The following is a 25,897-nucleotide window of genomic DNA, read 5'->3' on the forward strand; positions in this document are numbered from 1 at the left end:
GCCGGCGCCCATGGTCACTGTAGGAGACGCAAGATGCGCGAGGTCTATATTTGTGATGCCGTTCGCACGCCCATTGGCCGGTTTGGTGGCGCCCTTGCCAGCATCCGGGCTGACGACTTGGCGGCGGTACCGCTCAAGGCATTGATCGCGCGCAACCCGGGTGTGCACTGGGCGCACCTGGACGAGGTGTTTTTCGGTTGTGCCAATCAGGCGGGCGAAGACAACCGTAACGTGGCACGCATGGCGTTGCTGCTGGCCGGGCTGCCTGAATGCGTGCCGGGTGTCACCCTCAACCGCTTGTGCGCTTCGGGCATGGAGGCCGTCGGCGCGGCGTTCCGCGCCATCGCCTGTGGCGAAATGGAGCTGGCCATCGCGGGCGGCGTGGAGTCGATGTCGCGAGCGCCGTTTGTCATGGGCAAAGCGCAAAGCGCTTATTCACGCACCATGCAACTGGAAGACACCACCATCGGCTGGCGTTTCGTCAACCCGCTCATGAAAGCGCAATACGGCGTGGATGCCATGCCGCAGACGGCGGACAACGTAGCTGACGACCATGGCATCTCCCGCGCCGACCAGGATGCGTTTGCCTTGCGCAGTCAGCACAAGGCCGCAGCGGCGCAAGCTGCCGGGTTTTTCGCCGAGGAAATCGTGCCGGTGTGCGTCGCGCACAAGAAGGGTGAGACCTGGGTAGAGCACGATGAGCACGTGCGACCCGATACCACCCTTGAGGCCTTGGCCAGGCTCAACCCCGTCAATGGCGTGGGCAAAACGGTGACGGCTGGCAATGCATCGGGGGTCAACGATGGCGCGGCAGCGATGATCCTGGCGTCTGCAGAGGCCGTGCACACCCATGGCCTGACCGCTCGCGCCAAGGTACTGGGCATGGCCAGTGCGGGGGTGGCCCCGCGGGTCATGGGCATCGGGCCGGTGCCTGCGGTACGCAAGCTGATCGAGCGACTGGGCATCGACATCAGCGCATTCGATGTCATTGAACTCAACGAGGCCTTCGCCAGCCAGGGGCTGGCCGTTCTTCGCGGGCTAGGGGTGGCGGACGATGCGCCCCAGGTCAACCCCAACGGCGGTGCCATCGCACTGGGCCACCCGCTGGGCATGAGTGGTGCGCGCCTGGTACTGACGGCGCTGCACCACCTTGAGCGCACAGGAGGGCGCAAAGGCTTGGCCACGATGTGCGTAGGTGTCGGTCAAGGGCTGGCGCTGGCCATTGAACGGCTTTGAGGGAGCCTGCGCCCGGGTGCCTCAGAGATGAGGGCAGCCGGCAGCGCCTCGCTGCACTTGATTGCACACCACGCGGAACGACTGTGTAACCAGGTATGTCTAGACTTACCTTGTATTCCTCCAGGAGCACGACTGACATGACCACCCCTCACTACACTGGCGAGGAGCGTAGCAAACGCATCTTCGCCATCGTCGGCGCCTCTTCAGGCAACCTGGTGGAATGGTTCGACTTCTATGTCTACGCCTTCTGCGCCATTTATTTTGCTCCGGCGTTCTTTCCCTCAGATGACCCGACCGTGCAACTGCTCAATACCGCCGGTGTGTTTGCCGCGGGCTTTCTGATGCGGCCTATCGGCGGCTGGATCTTCGGCCGTCTGGCCGACCGCCACGGTCGCAAGAACTCGCTGATGATCTCGGTACTGATGATGTGCTTCGGGTCCTTGGCCATCGCCTGCCTGCCCACTTACGCCAGCATTGGCACATGGGCGCCGGCATTGCTGCTGCTGGCGCGCTTGATTCAGGGCCTGTCGGTGGGGGGTGAATACGGCACCACGGCGACCTACATGAGCGAAGTGGCGCTGCGTGGCCAGCGGGGCTTCTTTGCATCGTTCCAGTACGTGACCCTGATTGGCGGCCAGTTGCTGGCAGTATTGGTGGTGGTGATCCTGCAGCAGTTGCTGACCGAAGACGAGCTGCGCGCCTGGGGCTGGCGAATTCCCTTCGTGGTCGGTGCGATCGCTGCCGTCATCTCCTTGATGCTGCGCCGCTCCCTGCACGAAACCAGCAGCGCAGAAACGCGCCAGGACAAGGACGCCGGCAGTATCCGCGGTTTGTTCGGCAATCACCTGGCGGCCTTCATCACGGTGCTGGGCTACACCGCTGGCGGCTCGCTGATCTTCTACACCTTTACCACCTACATGCAGAAGTACCTGGTCAACACGGCTGGCATGACCGCCAAGCACGCCAGCTACGCAATGACCGGGGCGCTGTTCCTGTTCATGGTGATGCAGCCGTTCTTCGGTATGCTGTCCGACCGCATCGGCCGGCGTAACTCCATGCTGTTGTTCGGCGCGCTGGGCACGGTGTTCACGGTGCCATTGCTCATGGCGCTCAAGACGGTCAGCAGCCCCTTCATGGCGTTCGTGCTGGTGAGCCTGGCGTTGTGCATCGTCAGCTTCTACACCTCCATCAGTGGTCTGGTGAAAGCCGAAATGTTCCCGCCCCAGGTGCGGGCCTTGGGCGTGGGGCTTGCCTACGCGGTGGCCAACGCCGTGTTTGGCGGGTCGGCGGAGTACGTGGCCCTGGGGCTCAAGACCTTGGGCATGGAAAACACGTTCTACTGGTACGTGACCGCCATGATGGCCATCGCTTTCCTGTTCAGCCTGCGCTTGCCAAAACAAGCCAAGTACCTGCACCACGATCATTGACGAGCTCGACACAGAGCATGAAGCGCGGCGGGCCGTCCGCGGTATCGGGACGGCCTGTCGAGGTTGTCACTGCCGCACGGCCTTACGCACCGCCACCGGGCCGGCGGCGCGCTCGATCTGACGCTTGAGGGCAGGGCACAGGCCCATCATGAAGGCCGCTTCGGCCACCACGAACAGCGGCCCGATGATCAAGCCGCTGATGTCATCGACGAACGCTGGCTTGCGCCCCTCGTAATGATGACCGACGAACTGGATGATCCAGCCCACCACGAATGCACCCACGCCCACCGACAGCCACAGCGCCGTGGTCTGCACCGCCAGCAGGTGACCTAACCACAGGCACAGGCCCAACAGGGCGCCCATCACCAGGCCGAAGCGAAGCTCCAGGCGCAGGTAGAACCAGGTGGCCGCCGCCGAGACAAGCAGGGCAGGAGACAGCCAAATGCCGCCCAGCGACCCGCCTGGCCGAGACAACAGAATGGTCACGGACAGGACAATCAGAGGTATGCCGACGAAATGAGTGACGATGTTGCGTGGGTCGCGGTGATAGCCCGCGTAGCGGATCAGGTGCTCGGCGAGGGTGCTCATGGTGCTGCCTCCTGGTGGGCTTGCCGGGGTGTGCCCGATATAGCTCAGGATAGCTGTGGTCACCATCATCATCAGCCTGGCGAATGCCAGGGCCGCGCCTTGCTCATCACCCACCGCGTCTGTCGAGGCCTGGCGGGTGGTGAGCAAGCGGGCGGGTATCAGCCGCGGGGCGTCTGTACCGAGGCCTGCTGGTTGGCCTGCCCGGTGCGCTCGTACCAGCCGCCACCGAGTGCCTTGTACAGGTTGACTTCGCTGGTCAGCTGCGAAAGGCGGTCACCGATCAGCGCCTGCTGCGCACTGAACAGGTTGCGCTGGGCGTCGAGGAACGTCAGGTTGCTGTCGATGCCGATACGGTACCGACGCTCGGCCAGGCGGTAGTAGTCCTGGTTGGCTTGCACCAGGTCCCGCTGGGCTTGCAACTGCTCCTCGAAGGTCTTGCGCGCAGCCAGCCCATCGGATACTTCCTGGAACGCAGTCTGGATGGACTTCTCGTAGCGGGCGACGTTGATGTCCTTCTGGATCTTGGCGTAGTCAAGGCTCGCTTTCAGGCTGCCGGCGGTGAAGATCGGCAGGTTGATCTGCGGCTGGAACAGCCAGGTGCCCGACCCACCCTTGAACAGCCCGCCCATGTCGGTGCTCAAGGTGCCCGCATTGGCCGTCAGGCTGATGCTGGGGAAGAAGGCCGCGCGGGCAGCGCCGATGTTGGCGTTGGCCGCCTTGAGCAGGTGCTCGGCCTCCTGGATGTCAGGGCGGCGCTGCAACAGGTCCGACGGCAGGCCTGCCGGTACTTCGGCCAGTTGATCGGCGTCCAGGCGCAGTGGTTCAGGCAGGTTTGTGGGGATGCCGGTCCCCAGCAGGACAGTCAGGCTGTTCACGTCCTGGGCGACCAGGCGCTGGTACTGCGAGTACTTGACCCGGGCGCCTTCGACAGCCGTGCGGGCCTGGCTCAGGTCCAGCGCCGACGCCACGCCCACCTCGTTGCTGCGCCGGGTGAGGTTGTAGCTTTCCTGGTAGTTCTTCAGGGTTTCCTCGGTCAGCTTGAACAGCGCCTGGTCGGCCTGCCAGGTGTAATAGGCGTTCGCCACGCTCGCCACCAGGCTGATCTGGGTGGAGCGACGCGCCTGCTCGCTGGACAGGTAGGTCTCCAGCGCCTGTTCCGAAAGGCTGCGCACGCGGCCGAACAGGTCGAGTTCATAGGCACTGACGCCCAGGGTTGCCGAATACTGGCTGGTGATGCCCGACTGGCCAGTCTGCGACATGTTCGCCGGGATGCGTTGACGGCTGCCACTGCCGTTGGCCGACACCGCCGGGAACAGGTCCGCACGCTGGATGCGGTACTGGGCGCGGTAGGCGTCGATGTTCAGCGCCGCGACGCGCAGGTCCCGGTTGTTGACCAGCGCGGTCTGGATCAGTTGCTGCAGCGCCGGGTCGTTGAAGAACTGCCGCCAGCCCTGTTCAGCGGCAGCGACGTCCGCCGACTGGGTGGGCGAGTAGGCCGGGCCTTGCGGCCACTGCTCAGCCACCGGTGCTTCCGGGGTCTGGTAGTCGGGAATCAGCGAGCAGCCGCCGAGGATGAAAGCGGTGACTGCCAGGGACAACAAAGACTTGGTCATTGCCCAGCCTCATAACGTGGAGTTTCAGGGGTGTCATCTTTTTTCGGCTCTTTGCTGCCGAACAGCGACGACACTGCGACGAAGAACAACGGTACCCAGAAGATGGCCAGCACGGTCGCACTGATCATGCCGCCGATCACGCCGGTACCAATGGCGTGCTGGCTGCCGGCGCCAGCGCCGCTGGCGATGGTCAACGGTACCACGCCGAGGATGAAGGCCAGCGAGGTCATGATGATCGGGCGCAAACGCATGCGGCACGCCTCGATCGCCGCGTCGTACAGGCTGCGGCCCTGCTCGTGCAATTCCTTGGCGAACTCGACGATCAGAATGGCGTTCTTGGCCGCCAGGCCGATGGTGGTCAAGAGGCCGACCAGGAAGTACACGTCATTGGACAGCCCGCGCAGGCTGGTAGCGATCAACGCACCGATGATGCCCAGTGGCACCACCAGCACCACGGCGATCGGAATCGACCAGCTTTCGTACAGCGCTGCCAGGCACAGGAACACGAACAGCAGCGACAGGGCGAACAGGGCCGGCATTTGCGAACCAGACAGCTTCTCCTCGTAGGACATGCCCGTCCAGGAGAAACCTACGCCGCTTGGCAGTTCGCCGGCGATGCGCTCGACCTCGGCCATGGCCTCACCGGTACTGTAGCCAGGGGCAGGCGCACCGAGGATTTCCATGGCTTCTACGCCGTTGTAGCGCGAGAGCTTGGGCGAGCCGTAGGTCCATTCACCTTTGGCGAACGAAGAGAACGGCACCATTTCGCCATCGGCGTTGCGCACATACCACTTCTGCAGGTCTTCCGGGCTCATCCGGGCATTGGCTTCGCCCTGGATGTAGACCTTCTTGACCCGGCCGCGGTCGATGAAGTCGTTGACGTAGCTGGCACCGAAGGCAATCGACAGAGTGTTGTTGATGTCCGAGATGGTCACGCCCAGGGCGCTGGCACGCTCGTCATCGATGGTCAGCTGGTACTGCGGTTCGTCGTTCAGGCCATTGGGGCGTACACCGCTGAGGATCTTGCTTTGCGAAGCCTTGGCCAGGAACTGGTTGCGGGCCTCCATCAGCTTGGCATGGCCGACACCGCCGCGGTCCTGCAGGAACACGTCGAAGCCTGTGGCGTTACCCAGCTCGAGCACCGCTGGTGGTGCGAACGCGAAGACCATGGCGTCGCGGAAGCTGAAGAAGTGCTGCTGCGCCCGCTGGGCAAGACCGAACACGCTGTTTTCCGCCGTACGCTCACCCCAGGGCTTGAGCATGATGAACGCCATGCCCGAGCTCTGGCCGCGGCCTGCGAAGTTGAAGCCGTTGACGGTGAACACCGAGGACACCGTGTCGGCTTCGTCCTTGAGCAGGTATTCGCGCATCTGATCGACCACTGCCTGGGTACGCTCGGCACTGGAGCCGGCCGGCGTCTGCACCTGGGCAAACAGTACACCCTGGTCTTCCTCGGGCAGGAACGCGGTTGGAATGCGGGTGAACAGGAAAATCATGCCGGCCACGATCAGGGCATAGCCCAACAGGAACGGAATCTTGTTGCGCAGGATGGTCCCCACGCTGCGCTCGTAGCCGTTGACGCTGCGATCGAAGCTGCGGTTGAACCAGCCGAAGAACCCACCCTTGGCCTCATGGTGCTGGCCCTTTTTCAAAGGCTTGAGCATGGTGGCGCACAGCGCCGGGGTGAAGACCAGCGCCACCAGCACCGACAGGCCCATGGCCGAGACGATGGTGATGGAGAACTGGCGGTAGATCACACCGGTGGAGCCCCCGAAGAACGCCATGGGCAGCAGTACGGCGGACAATACCAGGGCGATACCCACCAGCGCGCCCTGGATCTGCTCCATGGAGCGCTTGGTCGCCTCCTTGGGCGGCAGCCCTTCTTCGGACATCACCCGCTCGACGTTTTCCACCACCACGATGGCATCGTCCACCAGCAGGCCGATGGCCAGCACCATGGCGAACATGGTCAGGGTGTTGATGCTGAAGCCTGCGGCGGCAAGGATGCCGAAGGTGCCCAGCAAAACCACCGGTACGGTCATGGTGGTGATGATGGTGGCGCGGAAGTTCTGCAGGAACAGGTACATCACCAGGAACACCAGCACGACGGCTTCGATCAGGGTATGGATGACCCCGCTGATCGATTCGGTGACCACCGGCGTGGTGTCATACGGGAATACCGCCTTGACCCCTGGCGGGAAGAACGGCTCCAGGTCGGCGATGGTCTGGCGCAGGGCCTTGGCCGTATCCAGTGCGTTGGCGCCCGTGGCCAGCTTGACGGCCAGGCCCGAGGCGGGCTTGCCGTTGAACTGGGCGCTGACGGCGTAGTTCTCGCCGCCAAGGCTGACCTGGGCCACATCGCCCAGGCGTACCTGGGAGCCGTCGTTGTTGACCTTGAGCAGGATCTTCTCGAACTGCTCGGCAGTCTGCAGGCGGGTCTTGCCGATGATGGTGGCGTTGAGCTGCGTCCCAGGCACGGCTGGCAGGCCGCCGAGCTGGCCGGAGGAGACCTGAACGTTCTGGGCAGCCACGGCGGTCTTGACGTCCACCGGGGTCAGCTGGAACTTGTTCAATTTGGCCGGATCGAGCCAGATGCGCATGGCGTACTGGGCGCCGAACACCTGGAAATCACCCACACCGGCCGTACGCGAGATCGGGTCCTGCATGTTGGAGACGATGTAGTTGGCCAGGTCGTCCTTGGTCATGCTGCCGTCTTCGGACACCAGACCGATCACCATCAGGAAGTTCTTCACGGCCTTGGTGACGCGGATACCTTGTTGCTGCACTTCCTGCGGCAGCAAGGGGGTGGCCAGGTTGAGCTTGTTCTGCACCTGCACCTGGGCGGTGTCGGGGTTGGTACCCTGCTCGAAGGTGGCAGTAATGGTCATGCTGCCGTCGGAGTTACTTTCCGACGACACATAACGCAGGTTGTCGATACCGTTGAGCTGCTGTTCGATCACCTGCACCACCGTATCCTGCACGGTTTGCGCCGAAGCGCCCGGGTAGGTCACGGCAATGGCGATGGCCGGTGGGGCGATGCTGGGGTACTGGTTGATCGGCAACTTCAGGATCGACAAGGCGCCGACCAGCATGATCACCAAGGCGATCACCCAGGCGAAGATCGGGCGATCAATAAAGAACTTCGACATGGTTTACTCCGCTTTGGCGTCTGCTTTCGCTGCGTTGCCCTGGTTGGGGCTGTCCGGCTTCTTGACGTTGGTGGCTTCGCTGACCTTGACCTCGGCACCTGGACGCACGTACTGCAAGCCTTCGGTGATCAGGCGGTCGCCTGGGTTCAGGCCTTCCTCGATCAGCCAGTCGCTGCCCACGGTACGGCTGGCCTTGAGCTGGCGCAGTTCGACCTTGTTGTCCTTGTTCACCACCAGCGCGGTAGGGGCGCCCTTGAGGTCGCGCGTCACGCCCTGCTGCGGTGCCAGGATGGCATTGGCGTTCACGCCCGCCTTGAGCCGTGCATGCACGAACATGCCAGGCAACAGGGTGTGGTCAGGGTTGGGGAAGATGGCACGCAGGGTGACCGAGCCGGTGGTTTCGTCCACGGCCACTTCGGAGAACTCCAGGCGCCCTTCCTGCTTGTACAGGGTGCCGTCTTCGAGCACCAGTTGGACCGACGCTGCGTTGTCGCCAGCGCGCTGCAGTTGGCCGCTTTCCAGCTCGCGCCGCAGCTTGAGCAGCTCGGCAGTGGACTGGGTCACGTCGACGTAGATCGGGTCCAGTTGCTGGATGGTGGCCATGGCATTGGTCTGGCCGCTGTTGACCAGCGCGCCTTCGGTTACCGCCGAACGACCGATGCGGCCGCTGATGGGGGCCAGGACCTTGGTGTAGCGCAGGTCGATCTGCGCACTTTTGAGCGAGGCCTCGGCTTGCAGGCGCTTGGCATTGGCGTCGTCGTATTCCTGCCGGGAAACCGCCTGTTCCTCGATCAGCTGCTTGTAGCGATCAGCCAGAGAGCGGGTAGCCTGCAGGTCTGCCTGGGCCTTGCTCAGGTTGGCTTCGTAGACGGCCGGGTCGATCTGATACAGCTGTTGACCCTGCTTGACCTCGCTGCCTTCCTTGAACAGGCGCTTGAGGATGATCCCGTTGACCTGTGGACGAACTTCGGCGATCCGGTAGGCATTGGTGCGGCCTGGCAGCTCGGTGGTCAAGGTGAAGGCCTGCGGCTGTAGGGTCACTACGCCGACTTGAGGCGCCTGCTGCTGCTGTTGCTGCTGCGCGGCTTGGTCTTCTTTATTGCAGCCACTGAGCAGGGTTGCGAGGGCTACGGCTGAAACCAGGGCGGTAACGGCTGGCTTGAATTGCATGAGAATCCTCGGATCGCAGGAGCAGGGAGACGCTCAAGAGTAATGGAATGTCTTGATCTGGATAAATGGCTATCCGGTGGATAAATAGCTTGCTAAGGAATATACTTACATTCATGGTTGTTTGTAAATACCGCCGGGTTGTCCATGGCTACCGCCACAGCCCTTGATTAGCTTGATCCGCCAGGTGCCCCTAGAGGCGCCCCGGAGCCTTCCCGCACGCGTCGCCGCGTTCGGGCCAGATGAGGTTGTACTGCCATGGTCCGTCGAACCAAAGAGGAAGCCCAGGAAACTCGCGCCCAGATCATCCAGGCGGCAGAAAGGGCTTTCTACAAGCGCGGGGTTGCGCGAACCACCCTTGCGGACATCGCCGAACAGGCGGGCGTCACGCGAGGTGCAATCTACTGGCACTTCAATAACAAGGCCGAACTGGTGCAGGCACTGCTCGATAGCTTGCATGAAACCCATGACCATCTTGCGCGCGCCAGCGAAAGCGAGGACGAACTCGACCCGCTCGACTGCATGCGCAAATTGCTGCTGCAAGTGTTCAACGACCTGGTGCGCGACGCCAGGACACGCCGTATCAATGAGATTCTGCATCACAAGTGCGAGTTCACCGATGACATGTGCGAAATCCGCCAGCAGCGCCAGGTGGCAGTAGTGGACTGCCATACAGGCATTACCCTGGCCCTGGCCAATGCAGTGCGCCGTGGACAACTCCCGGTGGAGCTGGATGTGGAGCGGGCAGCGGTGGCCATGTTTTCTTACGTTGATGGGTTGATCAGGCGCTGGCTGTTGCTGCCCGACAGCGTGGACCTGCTGGGCAACGCCGAGAAATGGGTCGACGCCGGGTTGGATATGCTGCGCTTGAGCCCGGCGATGCGCAAATGAGACTTTGTGAAGGTTTGTGAGGGCTAGTCCCCAGGGACGTGCCAGTGATCAGCACCTGAGCTTCCCTGCGGGCCACCTCAATGCCCGCGCAGTGGCCGATCCGGCAGCAGCACCGCCACCACCAGTGCAATGACGCCGACCCCTGCACTGGCCATCAACAGATGCCGGAAAGTGATCGCCAAGTGTGCCTGCAGTTCAGGGCTCACTTGGTTGGCCTTGAAGGTACCCAGCAACGGATTGTCCAGCAACGCGAACCCGCCTTGGTGCAGCAAGGCCAGCAGCAGGCTCGACATGCAGGCCACGCCCATGGCGCCACCGAGGGACCGAAACAGGTTGGTGGTGCTGGTGGCGACCCCCATGTCCTGGGCCTGCACGGCATTCTGCGTGCCTACCAGTGACGTTGGGAACTGCATCCCGCACGCGATCCCTGTCAGCAGCATGAACAGTGCACTGGCCAGCCCGGCCTGCGGCGGCGTGATCGCCAAGGCGAAGATAGACACCGGCATCAGCAGGGCGCCAGTAAGGATCTGCGGCTTGTAGCGGCCAAGCCGCGTTGTCAGACGTCCTGCGGTAAAAGCACCGATGGGTAGCCCCATGGCCAACGGCAGCAGATGCAAGGCGGCGCTGTCGGCACCGGCACCGGTGAGGCCCTGGTAGCGCAAGGGCATCAGCATGGTCAGGGAAATGGCCTGGAAGCTGGCGAAGAAAATCACGCCCCAGCACAGCACCGCGGCGCGATTGCCGAATAGCGTCAACGGCAGAAGTGGCTCGACGCAGCGGCGCTCCTGGAGGATGAACAGGATCATGGCGATCACGGCGCAGGTGAACAGGCCTAGCACGGCGGGCGCCGTCCAGGCCTGCCCCTGGCCGACCAGGGTGATCCCGAGCAGCAGGCTGCCCAAGCCCACGATCAGCAGCAGCGCGCCCGGATAATCCACTTGTGCGGGCCGATGCTGCACGGGCAGACCGGCCAGGGCGCGGTGGATAGCCCAGAGCGCGGCGATGCCCAGCGGCACGTTGATCCAGAACACCCAGCGCCAGGACAGGTACTCGGTCAGCCAGCCGCCCAGTACCGGCCCCGCCACGCTGGCCAGGGCATACATGCTGCTGAAATAGCCCTGATAACGGCCTCGTTCGCGCGGGGGCACGAAGTCGCCGATGATCGCCTGGCTCACCGATACCATGCCGCCTGCGCCGATGCCTTGCAGCACTCTGGCCAGCACCAGTTGCGGCATGTCCTGAGCCAGCGCACAGCCGATCGAGGCGACAGTGAACACGCCGATCCCGGTCAGGATCATGCGACGCCGCCCATAGAGATCGCCCAGCTTGCCGTAGATCGGGACGGCCACTGTCATGGCCACCATATAGCCGGAAATGACCCAGGCCAGCAGACCGACATCATTGAACTGCGCGGAGATCGCAGGCAATGACACTGCCACGATGGTTTGATCCAGTGCGCCGAGAAAGATGGCCAGCATCAAGGCGGTCAGGATCTGGCGCAGGGCAATCGCAGGCAGGGCAGGGGGCACGGCAGTTCCTTGGTTTGAGTGGGCTTCATCCGAACGATCCCGCAGGCTACAGCTACGCGCCATCAAGACCAGGGCACGCCTGCACAGGGGCAGTGAAAGCATGGCAGTGTAACCTGAGTTACGTAGCTTCCTATGTACTCTGAGCATCGCCTATGCACGATCGGCATCAACGCATTCATCCAGCAGAGGCTGGCCCCGTGATATCTTTGGTATGCCAATCCCGCGCTAAGCCCCTGTTTGCACTAGCTTGGTGCGACCTCTCGGGGGTTAATCGGATTCCCCTGGCTCCTACACCTTTATTCCTCTGCCTGCATGTGGAGCATGACCGCGACTTGAGTGGTCCATGAATTGTGCAGGTACGCCCGATACAGAGGCCGGTAGTTACCGTTCAGAAATTTCTACAATTGCGGAGTGATCATGCCCAAGGCTTCCCACCAAGATCTGCGTATTGCCTTCCGCGAGCTGCTCGCTTCAGGTTCGTGCTACCACACCGCCTCGGTGTTCGACCCCATGTCTGCGCGCATTGCCGCGGACCTGGGTTTTGAGGTCGGCATCCTCGGAGGTTCGGTGGCATCGCTGCAGGTACTGGCTGCGCCGGATTTTGCCCTGATCACACTCAGCGAATTCGTCGAGCAAGCCACGCGAATTGGTCGCGTGGCCCAGTTGCCGGTGCTGGCAGACGCCGACCACGGATACGGCAATGCGCTGAACGTGATGCGCACTGTCACGGAGCTGGAGCGTGCCGGCGTGGCGGCGTTGACGATCGAGGATACGCTGTTGCCGGCCCAGTTCGGGCGCAAGTCCACCGATCTCATATCGGTAGAAGAAGGCGTGGGCAAGATCCGCGCGGCGCTCGAGGCGCGCGTCGATTCGTCCCTGTCGATCATCGCCCGTACCAACGCCGGCGTGCTCAGCACCGAGGAAGTGATCGTGCGGACCCAGAGCTACCAGAAAGCGGGTGCCGATGGCATCTGCATGGTAGGGGTGAAGGACTTCGACCAGCTCGAACAGATCGCCAGCCACCTGACCGTACCCTTGATGCTGGTGACCTACGGCAACCCCAACCTGCATGATGACGCGCGTCTGGCAAGCCTGGGCGTGCGCATCGCCGTCGACGGTCACGCGGCTTACTTCGCCGCCATCAAGGCGACGTACGACTGCCTGCGCCAGCAGCGTGGCCAGCAGCACAAGTCCGATAACTTGAGCGCCACCGAGCTTTCGCATACCTACACCCAGCCCGAGGACTACATCCGCTGGGCCAAGGAATACATGAGCGTCGAGGAGTAAGCAGGCGCTTACAGGTCCCAGTCCCAGGCCGGCTCCTCCTCGAAGCGCTGGACGAGAAAGTCCAGCAGGGTGCGCAAGGTCGCGGGCATGTGCTTGCGTGAGGTATAGACCGCCGTCAGGTCCAGGGTCTGCGGCCTGGCCTCGGGAAGCAGGCGCACCAGTTCTGCGCTGCGCAGGGCGGCAGCCGCCTGATAGGTGGGGAGCAGGGCGATGCCGGCGCCTGCTGCTACCGCCTTTTGCAATGTCAGGGACTCGTTGGCGCTGATGTTGCCCTGAACCGGCACCGCAACCTGCTGGCCGTTGACCTCGAACTGCCACACTCCATTGCCGTAATAGCTGTGCGTCAGGCAATTGTGGTGTGACAGGTCCTCGACCCGCTCGGGTGTGCCGTGCTCGGCCAGGTAGGCGGGCGCGGCGCAGATCACCGAGCGGCATACGCTCAGGCGGCGGGCAACCAGGCTGGGGTCCAAGTCGTTGCTGTTGCGGATGGCCAGGTCGATGCGTTCGTCCACCAGGTTCACAGTGCGATCGAGCATCTGCAGGTCGACTTTTACCAATGGGTACTGACGCACATAGGCGGCCACGGCATCGGCCAGCTGCGCCTGTCCAAATGACGTACTGACGCTGATACGCAACGTCCCCCGCGGTGTCTGGTCTTGCTGTTGTACGGCTCCTTGCAGTTCGCTGGCCAACTCCAGCAATTGCCTGCAGCGCGGCAGGAGGTCCTGGCCTGCGGCAGTCAGGCTGAGCCGGCGCGTGGTGCGCTGCATCAGCCGCGCGCCCACCCACGCTTCGAGCTGTGCCAGGTACCGAGAGACCACGGGGCGCGAGAGCTGCAGGTGCTCGGCCGCCGCCGACTGACTGCCAAGGTCCACTACCGTGACGAAAACGCGCATAGCTATTAAACGATCCATCATTTGCCCGATTTCAGAAACAAACCATGTGCAAGCATGGCATTTTTCTGCAGGGTGTCGCCCCTTAAGCTGCAGGCATTTCCACTCTGACGGATGCCTGCGATGACACTCCTTTCTCCCTTGCGTGGCCTGGTGCTCGGATGCCTGGCCTGTGCCGCCCCACTGCTGGCCGCCGCTCCCTTGCAATTGGACGTGTACAACCCTGGCGCTGATGCGCCGTTTGCGGTCAGCTCGGTGATCGTGAGCGGCCAGCGTGACGCCGTGTTGATCGATGCACAATTTGGCACTGATCACGCCCGGCAACTGGTGCAGCGTATCCGTGCGAGTGGCAAGCGCTTGACGACGATCTACATCAGCCAGGGTGACCCCGATTATTACTTCGGCCTGGCAACCTTGACCCAAGCGTTCCCTGACGCCGAGGTGTTGGCTTCGGTCGCCACGGTCGAACACATCCGCAACACCATGGAGGCCAAACTGGCGTACTGGGGGCCTGAAATGGGGGCGCAAAAACCTGAGCGGCTGGTGCTGCCCAAGGTGTTGACAGGCAACCGCCTGCTGCTCGAGGACCAGGTGCTGGAGGTGCGTGGCCTTGAAGGACCGCAGCCGGACCGCAGCTTTGTCTGGATACCTTCGATCAAGGCAGTGGTTGGCGGGGTCGTGGTTTCGCAGAACATTCATGTGTGGATGGCCGACACACAATCGGCGTCCTCGCGTGCCCATTGGCTGCAAACCCTGGCGGACATCCAGGCGCTTGCGCCGCAAACCGTGGTGCCCGGGCACTTCGTCGGTGCCAGTGATTACTCACCGCAGTCCGTTGGCTTTACCGTCGATTACATCCGCACCTTCGAGGCGCAGGCGCGCGCAGCAAACGATTCGGCTGCGCTGGTCGAGGCCATGAAACGACGCTATCCGGGGTTGGGCGATGAGAGTGCGCTGGCGCTCAGCGCCAAGGTGGCCAAGGGCGAGATGCAGTGGCCCCTCCAGTGACGGTGCGCGCGTACGCAATGCAGCGCTGCGGTGACCTTGGTCTTGCTACACCGCGCTGGACCGCAGCCGGGCCATGTCACGAATAGGCGGTGCGCCGTAGAGCCGGCTGTACTCACGGCTGAATTGCGAAGGGCTCTCGTAGCCCACTCGATAGGCCGCCACGGCGGCCTCAAGGCCATCGTTGAGCATCAGCCGCCGGGCTTCTTGCAAGCGCAGTTGCTTCTGGTACTGCAGCGGGCTCATCGAAGTCACCGCCTTGAAGCGATGGTGCAGGGTGGAAACGCTGAGGTTGACCTCGCGGGCCAGGTCCTCGATGCGCAGTGGCCGCTGATAGTTGTCGTTGAGCCAGCTGATGGCCTGGCACACGCGGTGGGTCTGGCTGTTGGCCAAGGCAATTTCGTACAGCCGGTAGCCCTGCGGGCCGCGCAGCAGGCGGTAGAGAATCTCCCTGCGCACCAGCGGTGCCAGCATGGCGATGTCGCGTGGCGTGTCGAGCAGGCGGAGCAGGCGCAGCAAGGCATCGAGCAGCGCGCTGTCAGTTTTTTCCACGTACAGGCCGCGCCCATACGGGCGATTGGGTACCAGCATCGGACCGCTGTCGGCGATCAGCTGGCTGATCTCGGCAGGGTCCAGGTCCATGCGCAACCCCAGGCTCGGGCGCTGCGGGCTGGCGTCGAGCTTGACCGCGCTCAGCGGCAAGGTGACCGAAACCACCATGTAGTGCAGCGGGTCGTAGGCGTACTGTTCGTCCCCGAGGAACAGGCTTTTGCTGCCCTGGGCCAGAATGCACAGCGCAGGTTGCGCCAGGGTAGGTACCGAGCGAATGTTCTCGGTGTAGCGCACCAGGAACAGGTTGTCGATGGCCGAGGCCGGCCCATAAGGGTCGCCTGCATGGCGAGCGATCAAGTCGGCCAACTCCTGGCGCTGGACCTCCAGGTGCGGATCAAGGGACGGGGCGATGGACATGGGGCTTTCCTCTGCTGACCGACGCAGAATAGGTTTGGGCAACCGCCGAAGCTAGTCGAATACTGCAGATCGATTGCCTGATCCTGCCGCGATGCAGAATCAGGCAATCGGTGTGCAGTAATGGCCTAACGCGCAAACGCGCCCAGGCCCTAGCCTTGCAAGCCAGGTATTCGACTGCTGCTTCAGGGAGAGTGTGCAATGAGGCTACAACAACCGGTCACCCACCTTGCCTTGATTCGCGCCAGCAGCGGGCGCTCGGCCGAACTGGGCGCACGCTTGCGCGACCTGTTGGTGCCATCGCTGGACATCCCGGGTTGCCTGAGTTTTTCGGTGCAACGCTCGCAGGCTGATGACGACCTGTGGTTATTGAGCGGTAGCTGGCAGGATCAGCAGGCGATGAATGGTTACTTCGCTTCGCCAACGCTGAATGTGTTCGGCGAGTTGGTACAGTCCCAAGTGGTGAGCAGTCTGGATCTGCACACGTTTGGTTGAGCCTGTTCAACGGGCGCCCAGGCCAATGATTGCCGCATCATCAAGCCAGTGTGTACCATCCAGGTTTCACCCACAAGGCGTATGGCAAAGATGGCACGTAGAGAGTTTCCCCAGTTCGAAGCCGTGTCGGCAATGGTGCCGGCCGAAGGCGGTGGCTACCACGCAGCCATTGCCGTCAAGGCCATGGGCATGGGCGGTGCACCGCGCTTTCACAAGGTGCTCGATGGGCAAGTGTTCAAGGGCGCCGTGGCTGCCGACGAGGCGGCCACGGGCGAATTGCAACGCCTGCAAGGTGTCAGCGAAGCGGGTGAGCTGATCTGGTGATCAGGCTTTGGGCCTGGGCATCTTGAACAGGTTGCCCAGCTCGAAATAGTCCGCCGGGCCACCGCCACGCAGGATAGGCTCGGCCGCTGCGGTATCGTAGATGCCGTCCTTGAGCAGGCGCTCGGCGATGTGCACCGCCACCACTTCGCCCAGGATCAACCAGCTGGGTACCAACGCCTGGTCGGCGCGCTGCAGTTGCACGATCTGCGTCACCTTGCATTCGAACGCCACAGGGGTTTCCCCTACCCGTGGCACCTTTACCACGCTCGACGGCGTGGCCGTCAGGCCGCTGAGTTCGAACTCGTTCACCTCAGGCGATACCGCCGAGCAGCTCAGGTTCATCTGCTCGGCCAGGGGGCGGGTGGCCAGGTTCCAGACGAATTCACCGGTTTGCTCGATATTGTTCAGGCTGTCTTTGCGCCCGACGCTGCAGAAACCGATGATCGGTGGAATGTAGTTGAAGGCGTTGAAGAAGCTGTAAGGCGCGAGATTCAAATGGCCTTGCTGGTCCTGCGAGGATATCCAGCCGATCGGACGAGGGCCGACGATGGCGTTGAACGGATCATGGGGCAGGCCATGGCCTTTGGCGGGTTCGTAGTAATACATCTGCGCTGGGCTTGCCGGCCCACCTCCTGGTTTGAGAGGCGACCAGTGTGCCAAGCCTGAGGCCAACTGGGAATGCTGGAGCCCGGCGAAAGCCGGGCTGAATGCGCATGGCTACTATCAGCTAATGCGATGGGCGTTGGTGCGGTCGAAACCGTCTTCGGCGAAGCGCTGGCCACCGGTGCGCTCGAAACCATCTTCGGCGAAGCGCTGGGCACCGGTGCGGTCGAAACCATCTTCGGCGAAGCGCTGGCCACCGGTGCGGTCGAAACCATCTTCGGCGAAGCGCTGGCCACCGGTGCGGTCGAAACCATCTTCAGCGAAGCGCTGACCGCCTGTGCGGTCAAAGCCGTCCTCGGCATAGCCGGTGGCCTGAGCAGGCGCCGCTGCGAAGGTATGCGCATGGGTGCGATCGAATCCATCTTCGGCGGATGCGCCTGCGGCAAATGCGAAAAGGGCGAGGGTCAGGATGAATTTGCTTTTCATGGGGATGCTCCAGAGTAGGTGTGTCGTTTCGATAAACTGAATGCTACGCCGATTAATGCGATTAAAAAGTGCTAAAAATCGTGCTTAATAATCTATTTATCCGATTGATTGGAGCGCGCACCTGGGCTGGAACGCAGGCAGCCGGGGAGTTTCGAGGCGCAGGTACTGGCGCTTTTGCTGATGGGGGTAATGTGCCGGAGTGTGATTAATGGGCCATTAAGCCAAGCGCGTCGGACGAACGTCGTGCCAGTGCGGGAAGGGAAGGTGCAAGCTGGGCCTGCAGAGGAGGGCTGGCGCCTGGATGATCCGACGAGGCCCGGCGTGGCCAAACGAAATCGGGCGCCCTCTAGGCGCCCGAAGCAGTGCTAAGCGTGGGATGGGCTTAGTCGGTGGTGATCCGCGAATGCTGCTTGGTGTCCTTCATGGTGGCGTACACCAACAGCGAGCAGGCGATGCAGCCTGTGACGTACCAGTAGAAGCCGCTTTCCATGCCGGCGCTCTTGAACCACAAGGCGACGTATTCGGCAGTACCGCCGAAGATGGACACGGTAAGCGCGTAGGGCAGGCCAACGCCCAGGGCGCGGATTTCGGTGGGGAACAGCTCAGCCTTCACCACCGCGTTGATCGAGGTGTAGCCACTGACGATGATCAACGCGGCCATGATCAGAAAGAACGCGCCCCACCAGGTCTGGATGGTGTGCAGGGTGCTGAGGATCGGCACCGTGAACAGCGTACCGAGCACCCCGAAGGCAATCAGGATAGGGCGCCGGCCGATCTTGTCCGACAGCCCACCCACCAGGGGTTGCAGGCACATGAACAGGAACAGCGTCGCGGCCGAGATGGTGGTCGAATCGCTGATGCTCATCCCGACTGTGTTGACCAGGTATTTCTGCATGTAGGTGGTGTAGGTGTAGAAGGCCAGGGTACCGCCCATGGTCAGGCCGACCACGGTCAGCAGTTCCTTGGGGTGGCGCATCAAGGTGCGCATCAGGCTTTCCTTGGCTTTCTCCTTCTTGGTGAACGACGCGGTTTCTTCCATGCCCCGTCGCAGGTAGAGGGCCACCACCGCACACAGGGCACCGATCACGAACGGCACACGCCAGCCCCAGGCGTACAACTGCTCGGTGGTCAGGGTCTGTTGCAGAACGATCAGTACCGCCAGGGCGATGAGCTGGCCCGAAATCAGCGTCACGTACTGGAAGCTGGAGAAGAAGCCTCGACGCTCCTTGCTGGCCATTTCGCTCAGGTAGGTGGCCGAGGTGCCGTACTCACCGCCCACCGACAACCCTTGCATCAAGCGAGCGACCACCAGCAGGACCGGCGCTGCCACACCGATGGTTTCATAGCCGGGTGTGAGGGCGATCACCAGCGAGCCTGCGCACATCAGCAGCACCGAGGCCATCAGTGCAGCCTTGCGGCCCTTGCGGTCGGCGTACATGCCCATCAGCCAGCCACCGATCGGGCGCATCAAAAAGCCCACCGCAAAGATGGCGGCGGTGTTGAGCAGTTGAGCGGTGGAATCGCCGGCCGGGAAGAAAGCCTTGGCGAAATACAGCGAGAACGCTGCATAGACGTACCAGTCGTACCATTCGACCATGTTGCCGATCGAACCGCTGAAGATCGACTTGAGGCGACTGGCAGTGGTTCTTGGCGCGGCAGGCGTTGCGGCCGCCCCGGTAGGCAGGGAGGTAGCGTTATCCATCAGGGACACCTTCTCATTGTTGTTGTGAAAGCGCGCAGGGCGCAGCTTGCAGTAGCTTTTGCAGAAGGTGTGCCAAAAAGAGGCGCGATTGCTTCGTTTGGGTGCGCGCTTGGGTGAAACCCGTATGAATCATGGCGTTGCGCCGAACGCGCGACGCACTGAGGGAGAGATCCGCGGCAGGCCAGTTCACCTGCATAGGCAAGATCCCGCTCATTAGGGCGTAGACGTCGGCGAGTTTCCGCTTACGGTGCGTTGACGAATTCGTCCCGAACCAGCCCATGACGCTGCATTTTCTCGTTCAAGGTACGGCGGGGCATTTGCAGGTCCTGCATCACCGCCTTGATCTCACCGGCATGTTGGCGCAGTGAAGCACGCAGGCACTGCGCCTCGAATGCTTCCACGCGCTCAGCCAACGACTGCCCGGCAGGCGCCTGTTCTGGCATGGGCGAACCAAGTCCCAGCACGTGGCGCTCCGCCGCGTTGGCCAGTTCACGCACATTGCCTGGCCAATCATGGGTCAGCAGTTGAGCCAACTGCAGGCCCGACTGCGGCAGGGCCGTGCGGCCAATCCGGGACGCGGCTGCCTGTGCGAAATGCTCGAACAACAGGACGATGTCTTCCCGCCGTTCCCGCAGGGGCGGCAGGCGCAGCTCTGCAACGTTCAGGCGGTAGGCCAGGTCCTCGCGAAAGCGTCCGGCCCGGGCTTCGTCGAACAGGTCGGGCTTGGTGGCGGCAATGATGCGCAGGTCTACGTGGATGCTCTGGTTCGCGCCCAGGCGCTCGATCTTCTGGTCCTGGATCACACGCAGCAACTTGGCCTGTTGCGCCAGGGGCATGCTTTCGATTTCATCGAGAAAGACCGTGCCACCATCGGCATATTCCAGCCTGCCGATGCGTTTGCCCTGGGCGCCGGTGAAGGCGCCGCTTTCATGGCCGAACAGCTCGGCCTCGAACAAGGCTTCGGGAATGGCCGCGCAGTTGAGCGCAACGAAAGGTTTGCTGGCGCGTGGGCCAAAGTCGTGCAGGCAGCGGGCGACCTGCTCCTTGCCGCTGCCGGTTTCGCCGCGAATCAGCACGTTCACCGGCAACGCGGCCAAATCCAGTACCTGGCGGCGCAACTGCTGCATGCCTGGTGATACCCCAAGCAGCGTGGTTTCAAGGCGCGTCCTGAGGTCTGCCTGCTGATGCAGGCGTCGATTTTCCAGCACCAATTGGCGTTTTTCCAACGCCCGGCGAAGGCTGCCGAGCAGGTGCTGGGGGGTGAAGGGCTTTTCCAGGAAATCGTAGGCGCCGCTGCGCATGGCCTCGACCGCCATAGGCACGTCACCGTGACCGGTGAGCAGGATCACAGGCAGGTCCGGATCGTCGGCCTGCAGCCGTTCGAGCAGTTGCAGGCCGTCCATGCCAGGCATGCGCACATCGCTGATGATCACGCCTGGATAGTCCCGGCCAATGTGCACCAGGCCGTCCTCGGCACGGGCAAAGACCTGGACCTCGAAGCCCGACAGGCTCAGCCATTGCTCGACTGCCGTACGGATACTGGCTTCATCGTCTATGACCATCACTGAGTTCAACATGCAGGCTCCTGATCGCGAGGCAAGGTGATGCTCAGGCGCGCGCCGCCCGGTACGTTTTCGGCCAGCAGCTGCCCACCGGCGTCGTGCACGATGCCATAGGAGATCGCCAGGCCCAAGCCCAGGCCGTCCCCTACGGGCTTGGTGGTGAAGAAGGGGTCGAAGATCCTGGGCAGGTCCTCGGCCGCGATGCCGCCCCCCGAATCGAGCACGCTCAAGCGCCAGTGCTGCGCATCGGGCTCGATGCGGATTTCCAGGCGCCGGTAGCGCTTGTCTGCCATGGCGTCCAACGCGTTGCTCAGCAGGTTGATCAGCACCTGTTCCAAGCGGATGGCATCGCCGCGCACCCACGCCGGACGCGCCAGGTACAGGGCCAACTGCACGTCCAGGGCATGCAGGCGTGCCTGCAACAAATCCAGCGCCTGGTCGACCACGCCGGCCAAGTCCAGGCGCTCGCGCAAGCCACCGGGGCTATTACGGGCAAACGTCTTCAAGTGCCCGGTCAGCGACGCCATGCGCGTCAACATCTGCTCCAGCGGCTCCAGGGCCTGGCGAGCCTCGTCGTAACGCCCGTGGTCCAGCAGCAGTTTCAGGGTTTCAAGCTGCATGCGCTGGGTCGTGAAGGGCTGGTTGATTTCGTGCGCCATGGCAGCGGACATCTGCCCCAGGGCAGCCAGCTTGGCCGTTTGCACCAGGCCTTCCTGAGCCGTGCGCAGCTCGCGGGTGCGCTCCTCGACCTGGCGCTCGAGCTCCTCGCGGCTGCGTTGGCGCAGGCGCGACAGGCGCAGGCGCTGGCTGACCAGCAAAGCAGCGAATACCAGGCTCAACCATACCGCTGCAGCACCCAGGCCAGCATTGCGCGCGTCGGTACCGACCTGGGGCCTGCGCAGCAGGTGCAGGGTCCATTGCTCGCTTTCCAGCGGCAGGCTTTCCCACAGGAACTCGGTCTCGCCTTGCGGTGCCTGCACCCGGCTGAGTGTGCTGTTTTCAGCGAAACGCGTCAGCACCTGGTGCATCAGCGGTATCAGCGGGTGTTTGTCGTACTGGCGGGTCTGCGCCAGTTCGGCCCGGTCGGCGCCGTCCAGCGGGCGCAATTCCCGGTAGCGCCAGCCGTCCTGGTTGGCGATGAAGGTAATGCCACGGGCATCGCTGACCAGCAGGATGTCGCTGCCCTGGCGCCATTCTCGCTCGAGCTCGGGAAATTCCAGCTTGACCACCATGGCGCCGAGAAAACGGCCCTGTTCGTCATTCACCGCGCTGGACAGAAAGTAGCCAGGCACCCCGCTGGTCACGCCAACGGCATAGAAGCGGCCGTTACCCAGGCTACGGGTTTGCTTGAAATAAGGGCGAAAGCCGTAGTTGGAGCCCACGTAACTGGTTGGCAGCCGCCAGTTGCTGGCCGCCACGGCCAGCCCGTTGCGGTCGAGCAGTTCGAGGGTGGAGGAGTTGGCTGCACCGTTGATGCGCTCGAGTTTGCGGTTCAGGGCAGCCTGCGTTTGCTCCTGGACCGGGCCGCGCAACGCGTCGATCAGTTCCGGGTCCAGGGCCAGCACCGCTGGCAGGGCCCGATAGCGGTCGATGAGGGTGTGCAAGGCATTGGCGTACAGCCCCAGTTGCTGGCTGGCCCGGCGGGCGTCCGCCTCCATGGCCTGGCGTTTGGCCTGGTGCATGGCCCAACTGGCACAAAGCACGGTACCCAGCACGATCACCAGGGTGATCAGGCCCAGACGCAGGGCGCGAAAGGAAAAAGGCATTGGGAGCAGATCCGCATGGGTGGGGAAGGGGCCCGCTTTGGCGGAACCGGAGCGCTGCACCGCCGCTCCGGTCTCTCCGCGAAATGGCCGTCAAGGGTCGACACTTACAGCAGTTCAAAGCCCTGCTGTTGCACCGCCTCGGAATCCAGGCCCACCTGGACGTTGAAGGTCCCGGGCTCGGCAACGCGCTGCAGCTGGCCATTGTAGAACTTCAAGTCTTCTTCGCTGATGCTGAAGGTCACGGTCCGTGTTTCGCCGGACTTGAGCATGAGCTTCTGGAAGTTCTTCAACTCCTTGACCGGGCGACTCATCGAGGCGGACACATCCTGCACGTACAACTGAACCACCGTCTCGCCGGCCACCTTGCCGGTATTGCGCACCACGACGCTGGCTTGCAACGTGTCCCCGCGCTTGAGCTTGTTGCCTGAAAGCGCGAGCCCCGACAGTTCGAACGTGCTGTAGCTCAGGCCGTAGCCGAAAGGATACAGCGGCCCATTGGGTTCTTCGAAGTACTGCGAGGTGTAGTTGCCGGGTTTGCCAGGCGTGAACGGACGACCGATACGGGTGTGGTTGTAGTACATAGGAATCTGCCCGACCGAACGTGGGAACGTGATCGGTAGCTTGCCGGAGGGGTTGTAGTCGCCGAACAGCACGTCGGCGATGGCGTTACCGCCTTCGGTACCGGCGAACCAGGTTTCGAGCAGGGCGTCGGCCTGCTCGCGCTCCCAGCCGATGGACAGCGGCCGGCCATTCATCAGTACCAGTACCAGCGGTTTACCGGTGGCCTTCAAGGCCTCGATCAACGCGCGCTGGTTGGCCGGCACCTGCAGCGTGGTGCGGCTGGAAGATTCATGGGACATGCCGCGCGATTCGCCGACCACGGCCACGACCACATCCGCCTGCTGCGCGGCCTTGACCGCTTCGTCGATGAGCACTGCAGGTGGTCGAGGGTCGTCGACGATTTCCGGCGCATCGAAGTTGAGGAAGTTCAGGTAGTCGAGAATGGCCTTGTCACCGGTGACGTTAGAGCCCTTGGCGTAGACCAGCTTGCCCTTGCCCTCGATGGCGCGGCGCAGCCCTTCGCGCACCGTGACCGAGTGGTTGGGCCGCCCGTCGGCCGCCCAGCTGCCCATCATGTCGATCGGAGCGTCGGCAAGGGGACCGACCAGGGCGATGGTGGCGTCTTTGCTCAGCGGCAGTGTCTGCTTGCGGTTTTCCAGCAACACCAGGCTGCGGCGCGCCACGTCGCGCGCGGCGTCGCGGTGCAGGCGGTCCTCGCCGTAGTAGTCCTTGAGGTCGTTCTGCGCCGCGCCGATGCGCACGTAGGGGTTCTTGAACAGGCCCATGTCGTACTTGGCGCCCAGCACTTCGCGTACGGCCTGATCCAGCTCCGCCTGGCTCACGCCGCCCGCCTTGAGCAACCCTGGTAGCTCTTCGCCGTACAAGGTGTCGTTCATGCTCATGTCGATGCCCGCCTTGATCGCGAGTTTGGCAGCCTCGCGACCGTCGCGCGCCACGCCATGGCGGATCAGCTCCTGGATGGCGCCATGATCGCTGATGGTAACGCCCTTGAACCCCCACTCCTTGCGCAGCACGTCGTTCATCAGCCAGGTGTTGGAGGTGGCCGGCACGCCGTTGATCGAGTTCAGCGCAACCATCACCCCACCGGAGCCGGCATCGATCGCAGCGCGGTAGGGCGGCAGGTAATCGTTGTACATCTTCGGCAGGCTCATATCGACCGTGTTGTAGTCACGCCCGCCTTCCACCGCGCCGTAAAGGGCGAAATGCTTGACGATGGCCATGATGCTGTCCGGGTTGGCCGGGCTGCTGCCCTGGAACGCGCGGACCATCACCTGGCCGATCTTCGCCGTCAGGTACGTGTCTTCGCCAAAGCCCTCGCTGGTGCGACCCCAGCGCGGATCCCGGGCGATGTCGACCATCGGCGCGAAGGTCATGTCCAGTGCGTCGGCAGCCGCTTCGATGGCCGCCGTGCGGCCGACCTTGGCGACGGCGTCCATGTCCCAGGTGGCGGCCATGCCCAGGCCGATGGGGAAGATGGTGCGCTCGCCATGTACCGTGTCGTAGGCGAAGAACATCGGGATCTTCAACCGGCTGCGCATGGCCGCGTCCTGCATCGGCCGGTTTTCCGGTGCCGTGCGCGAGTTGAACGTGCCTCCGATGCGTCCGGCGGCGATCTCCTCGCGGATCTTCTCCCGGGGCATTTCGGGGCTGATGCTGATCAGGCGCAACTGCCCGATTTTTTCGGCCTCGGTCATCTGGCTGATCAGATGGTCGATGAAGGCCTGTTTGTTCTCGAGCGGCGGCGCGGAAGTGGCGGCGACAGCCGCCTGGCTGACGAGGCCCATGGCCAGGCCCAGCAGAGACAGTTTCATCATGAATTCCGTAAGGGGGCCGATGCACGGTCAACGGTGACACACGCACGGGCGAAGTTTTCGGGCGGCTGTTATTGTACGATTTGCACGCAGATCTTCCTGCGGCGGATTATGCCTGAATCCGTCGCGTGCTGACGAAGCCCCGTACACCGGGAAAACAACTATAAGAACGCTCACGAGAACACGGCATGACCCCGCTTGAACCCTACCACCAGCGTCAGCTCGCTGAAGCCATGGCCGGTGTTGGCCGGCGCACGGATGTCGCGTTGCTGGCAGTGCTCGCCCGCCGCGCCGATGATTACGCGTATTTCCCACTATTCTGGTCAGCCGTGCTGGCGCTGGCGCTGCCAGGCTTGCTGCACGGGGTGCTGGGCTGGCCCAGCGTGCGCGGCCTGATCGTCGCCAACGTGCTGCTGTTCGTAGGCCTGTGCGTGCTGTTGCGCAGCCCGCGCCTGGAACGCTTGACCGTCCCGCGGGCCTGGCGCCGCTGGCGAGCGTCGCGTCTGGCCACTCGTCAATTTCTCGACCTTGGCGCTCAGGCCTTTACAGGTGCCGGATGCGTCATGATTTTCGTCAGCGAGGCCGAGCAGTACGCACGGTTGCTGATGGACAAGCAGGTCGCGCTTTGCCTTGATGACGCGGTGCGGGTCGCGCTCACTGACCGTCTAGCCAGCCAGGTTCGCCAAGGGCAAACCTTGCAGGGCATGATCGAGTGCGTCGAGGCGTGCGGCCTTCTCCTTGGCCAGCAGGCGCCACGCGCGCTTGCGTGCAGGCGTTTGCCCCAGCCGCTGGTAATCCTCGACTAACGCAACCCT

The 25,897-nt window shown here is 63.1% G+C and carries 21 protein-coding genes; 8 read left to right on the forward strand and 13 right to left on the reverse strand.

Annotated features, from left to right (window positions below; all coding sequences use genetic code 11):
- Window positions 1-33 precede the first annotated feature (33 nt).
- Together pcaF and PFU01S_RS11395 are read left to right on the forward strand one after the other, a co-directional pair.
- Complete coding sequence (gene pcaF / locus PFU01S_RS11390) at window positions 34-1,236, forward strand: 3-oxoadipyl-CoA thiolase (RefSeq protein ID WP_027914538.1); 1,203 nt, start codon at window positions 34-36, stop codon at window positions 1,234-1,236.
- 137 nt (window positions 1,237-1,373) lie between these two features.
- Complete coding sequence (locus PFU01S_RS11395) at window positions 1,374-2,663, forward strand: MFS family transporter (protein WP_023534482.1); 1,290 nt, start codon at window positions 1,374-1,376, stop codon at window positions 2,661-2,663.
- A 66-nt stretch (window positions 2,664-2,729) separates the two neighbouring features.
- On the opposite strand, the gene PFU01S_RS11400 is transcribed toward PFU01S_RS11395, so the two are convergent.
- The 4 genes from PFU01S_RS11400 to PFU01S_RS11415 form a co-directional block, all read right to left on the reverse strand.
- Window positions 2,730-3,251 carry an Mpo1 family 2-hydroxy fatty acid dioxygenase gene (locus tag PFU01S_RS11400; protein WP_027914539.1) on the reverse strand — a complete coding sequence of 174 codons (522 nt, stop codon included), beginning with the start codon at window positions 3,249-3,251 and terminating at the stop codon, window positions 2,730-2,732.
- 158 nt (window positions 3,252-3,409) lie between these two features.
- The gene (locus PFU01S_RS11405) at window positions 3,410-4,864 is read right to left on the reverse strand and encodes an AdeC/AdeK/OprM family multidrug efflux complex outer membrane factor (protein ID WP_027914540.1); all 1,455 of its coding nucleotides are present in this window, start codon (window positions 4,862-4,864) and stop codon (window positions 3,410-3,412) included.
- Entirely contained in the window at window positions 4,861-8,013 is a 3,153-nt protein-coding gene (ttgB, locus tag PFU01S_RS11410) for a multidrug efflux RND transporter permease subunit TtgB (RefSeq protein WP_027914541.1), read from the reverse strand. Before ttgB ends, PFU01S_RS11405 begins: the two co-directional genes overlap by 4 nt.
- A gap of 3 nt (window positions 8,014-8,016) precedes the next feature.
- The gene (locus PFU01S_RS11415) at window positions 8,017-9,183 is read right to left on the reverse strand and encodes an efflux RND transporter periplasmic adaptor subunit (protein WP_027914542.1); all 1,167 of its coding nucleotides are present in this window, start codon (window positions 9,181-9,183) and stop codon (window positions 8,017-8,019) included.
- Window positions 9,184-9,438: 255 nt separating this feature from the next.
- On the opposite strand from PFU01S_RS11415, the gene ttgR reads away from it, so the two are divergent.
- On the forward strand, window positions 9,439-10,071 hold the full coding sequence (gene ttgR / locus PFU01S_RS11420; protein ID WP_023534320.1) for an efflux transport transcriptional regulator TtgR: 633 nt from the start codon (window positions 9,439-9,441) through the stop codon (window positions 10,069-10,071).
- Between the two features lie 77 nt (window positions 10,072-10,148).
- On the opposite strand, the gene PFU01S_RS11425 is transcribed toward ttgR, so the two are convergent.
- Window positions 10,149-11,600, reverse strand: coding sequence for an MDR family MFS transporter (locus PFU01S_RS11425; protein WP_027914543.1), 1,452 nt, complete (start codon window positions 11,598-11,600; stop codon window positions 10,149-10,151).
- A 417-nt stretch (window positions 11,601-12,017) separates the two neighbouring features.
- On the opposite strand from PFU01S_RS11425, the gene PFU01S_RS11430 reads away from it, so the two are divergent.
- Entirely contained in the window at window positions 12,018-12,887 is an 870-nt protein-coding gene (locus PFU01S_RS11430) for an isocitrate lyase/PEP mutase family protein (protein WP_027914544.1), read from the forward strand.
- A gap of 8 nt (window positions 12,888-12,895) precedes the next feature.
- Here the strand turns inward: PFU01S_RS11430 and PFU01S_RS11435 are convergent, their stop codons facing one another.
- Complete coding sequence (locus PFU01S_RS11435) at window positions 12,896-13,801, reverse strand: LysR family transcriptional regulator (protein WP_028687219.1); 906 nt, start codon at window positions 13,799-13,801, stop codon at window positions 12,896-12,898.
- Window positions 13,802-13,903: 102 nt separating this feature from the next.
- On the opposite strand from PFU01S_RS11435, the gene PFU01S_RS11440 reads away from it, so the two are divergent.
- A complete protein-coding gene (locus PFU01S_RS11440) occupies window positions 13,904-14,788 on the forward strand; it encodes an MBL fold metallo-hydrolase (protein WP_028687220.1) in 885 nt (294 codons plus the stop codon).
- Window positions 14,789-14,833: 45 nt separating this feature from the next.
- On the opposite strand, the gene PFU01S_RS11445 is transcribed toward PFU01S_RS11440, so the two are convergent.
- Window positions 14,834-15,754 carry an AraC family transcriptional regulator gene (locus PFU01S_RS11445; protein WP_027914547.1) on the reverse strand — a complete coding sequence of 307 codons (921 nt, stop codon included), beginning with the start codon at window positions 15,752-15,754 and terminating at the stop codon, window positions 14,834-14,836.
- Between the two features lie 198 nt (window positions 15,755-15,952).
- Between PFU01S_RS11445 and PFU01S_RS11450 the strand changes: the two genes are divergently transcribed.
- Window positions 15,953-16,246, forward strand: coding sequence for an antibiotic biosynthesis monooxygenase family protein (locus PFU01S_RS11450; protein WP_027914548.1), 294 nt, complete (start codon window positions 15,953-15,955; stop codon window positions 16,244-16,246).
- A gap of 81 nt (window positions 16,247-16,327) precedes the next feature.
- A complete protein-coding gene (locus PFU01S_RS11455; protein WP_033695025.1) occupies window positions 16,328-16,570 on the forward strand; it encodes a hypothetical protein in 243 nt (80 codons plus the stop codon).
- On the opposite strand, the gene PFU01S_RS11460 is transcribed toward PFU01S_RS11455, so the two are convergent.
- The 6 genes from PFU01S_RS11460 to bglX form a co-directional block, all read right to left on the reverse strand.
- The gene (locus PFU01S_RS11460) at window positions 16,571-17,176 is read right to left on the reverse strand and encodes a flavin reductase family protein (protein WP_027914549.1); all 606 of its coding nucleotides are present in this window, start codon (window positions 17,174-17,176) and stop codon (window positions 16,571-16,573) included.
- 117 nt (window positions 17,177-17,293) lie between these two features.
- Window positions 17,294-17,659, reverse strand: coding sequence for a hypothetical protein (locus PFU01S_RS11465; RefSeq protein WP_027914550.1), 366 nt, complete (start codon window positions 17,657-17,659; stop codon window positions 17,294-17,296).
- A gap of 382 nt (window positions 17,660-18,041) precedes the next feature.
- Entirely contained in the window at window positions 18,042-19,361 is a 1,320-nt protein-coding gene (locus PFU01S_RS11470; RefSeq protein WP_023534430.1) for an MFS transporter, read from the reverse strand.
- A 242-nt stretch (window positions 19,362-19,603) separates the two neighbouring features.
- Entirely contained in the window at window positions 19,604-20,938 is a 1,335-nt protein-coding gene (locus tag PFU01S_RS11475; protein WP_028687221.1) for a sigma-54-dependent transcriptional regulator, read from the reverse strand.
- Window positions 20,932-22,689 (reverse strand): sensor histidine kinase, encoded by a 1,758-nt coding sequence (locus tag PFU01S_RS11480; protein WP_028687222.1) that lies wholly within the window; start codon window positions 22,687-22,689, stop codon window positions 20,932-20,934. The genes PFU01S_RS11475 and PFU01S_RS11480 overlap by 7 nt, the downstream gene beginning before the upstream one ends.
- A gap of 104 nt (window positions 22,690-22,793) precedes the next feature.
- Window positions 22,794-25,085, reverse strand: coding sequence for a beta-glucosidase BglX (gene bglX / locus PFU01S_RS11485; protein WP_028687223.1), 2,292 nt, complete (start codon window positions 25,083-25,085; stop codon window positions 22,794-22,796).
- A 185-nt stretch (window positions 25,086-25,270) separates the two neighbouring features.
- Here bglX and PFU01S_RS11490 point away from each other — a divergent pair, with 185 nt between their 5' ends.
- Window positions 25,271-25,888 (forward strand): membrane protein, encoded by a 618-nt coding sequence (locus PFU01S_RS11490; RefSeq protein ID WP_028687224.1) that lies wholly within the window; start codon window positions 25,271-25,273, stop codon window positions 25,886-25,888.
- The last annotated feature ends 9 nt before the right edge of the window (window positions 25,889-25,897 follow it).

This window comes from Pseudomonas fulva NBRC 16637 = DSM 17717 (genome assembly GCF_000730565.1).
GTDB lineage: Bacteria > Pseudomonadota > Gammaproteobacteria > Pseudomonadales > Pseudomonadaceae > Aquipseudomonas > Aquipseudomonas fulva.

Excerpts from the sequence above, each read along its gene's own strand:
- pcaF (WP_027914538.1), top strand. The coding sequence starts at position 34 with ATGCGCGAGGTCTATATTTGTGATGCCGTTCGCACGCCCATTGGCCGG.
- PFU01S_RS11395 (WP_023534482.1), top strand. The coding sequence starts at position 1,374 with ATGACCACCCCTCACTACACTGGCGAGGAGCGTAGCAAACGCATCTTC.
- PFU01S_RS11400 (WP_027914539.1), bottom strand. The coding sequence starts at position 3,251 with ATGAGCACCCTCGCCGAGCACCTGATCCGCTACGCGGGCTATCACCGC.
- PFU01S_RS11405 (WP_027914540.1), bottom strand. The coding sequence starts at position 4,864 with ATGACCAAGTCTTTGTTGTCCCTGGCAGTCACCGCTTTCATCCTCGGC.
- ttgB (WP_027914541.1), bottom strand. The coding sequence starts at position 8,013 with ATGTCGAAGTTCTTTATTGATCGCCCGATCTTCGCCTGGGTGATCGCC.
- PFU01S_RS11415 (WP_027914542.1), bottom strand. The coding sequence starts at position 9,183 with ATGCAATTCAAGCCAGCCGTTACCGCCCTGGTTTCAGCCGTAGCCCTC.
- ttgR (WP_023534320.1), top strand. The coding sequence starts at position 9,439 with ATGGTCCGTCGAACCAAAGAGGAAGCCCAGGAAACTCGCGCCCAGATC.
- PFU01S_RS11430 (WP_027914544.1), top strand. The coding sequence starts at position 12,018 with ATGCCCAAGGCTTCCCACCAAGATCTGCGTATTGCCTTCCGCGAGCTG.
- PFU01S_RS11435 (WP_028687219.1), bottom strand. The coding sequence starts at position 13,801 with ATGGATCGTTTAATAGCTATGCGCGTTTTCGTCACGGTAGTGGACCTT.
- PFU01S_RS11440 (WP_028687220.1), top strand. The coding sequence starts at position 13,904 with ATGACACTCCTTTCTCCCTTGCGTGGCCTGGTGCTCGGATGCCTGGCC.
- PFU01S_RS11445 (WP_027914547.1), bottom strand. The coding sequence starts at position 15,754 with ATGTCCATCGCCCCGTCCCTTGATCCGCACCTGGAGGTCCAGCGCCAG.
- PFU01S_RS11450 (WP_027914548.1), top strand. The coding sequence starts at position 15,953 with ATGAGGCTACAACAACCGGTCACCCACCTTGCCTTGATTCGCGCCAGC.
- PFU01S_RS11455 (WP_033695025.1), top strand. The coding sequence starts at position 16,328 with ATGGCAAAGATGGCACGTAGAGAGTTTCCCCAGTTCGAAGCCGTGTCG.
- PFU01S_RS11460 (WP_027914549.1), bottom strand. The coding sequence starts at position 17,176 with ATGTATTACTACGAACCCGCCAAAGGCCATGGCCTGCCCCATGATCCG.
- PFU01S_RS11465 (WP_027914550.1), bottom strand. The coding sequence starts at position 17,659 with ATGAAAAGCAAATTCATCCTGACCCTCGCCCTTTTCGCATTTGCCGCA.
- PFU01S_RS11470 (WP_023534430.1), bottom strand. The coding sequence starts at position 19,361 with ATGGATAACGCTACCTCCCTGCCTACCGGGGCGGCCGCAACGCCTGCC.
- PFU01S_RS11475 (WP_028687221.1), bottom strand. The coding sequence starts at position 20,938 with ATGTTGAACTCAGTGATGGTCATAGACGATGAAGCCAGTATCCGTACG.
- PFU01S_RS11480 (WP_028687222.1), bottom strand. The coding sequence starts at position 22,689 with ATGCCTTTTTCCTTTCGCGCCCTGCGTCTGGGCCTGATCACCCTGGTG.
- bglX (WP_028687223.1), bottom strand. The coding sequence starts at position 25,085 with ATGATGAAACTGTCTCTGCTGGGCCTGGCCATGGGCCTCGTCAGCCAG.
- PFU01S_RS11490 (WP_028687224.1), top strand. The coding sequence starts at position 25,271 with ATGACCCCGCTTGAACCCTACCACCAGCGTCAGCTCGCTGAAGCCATG.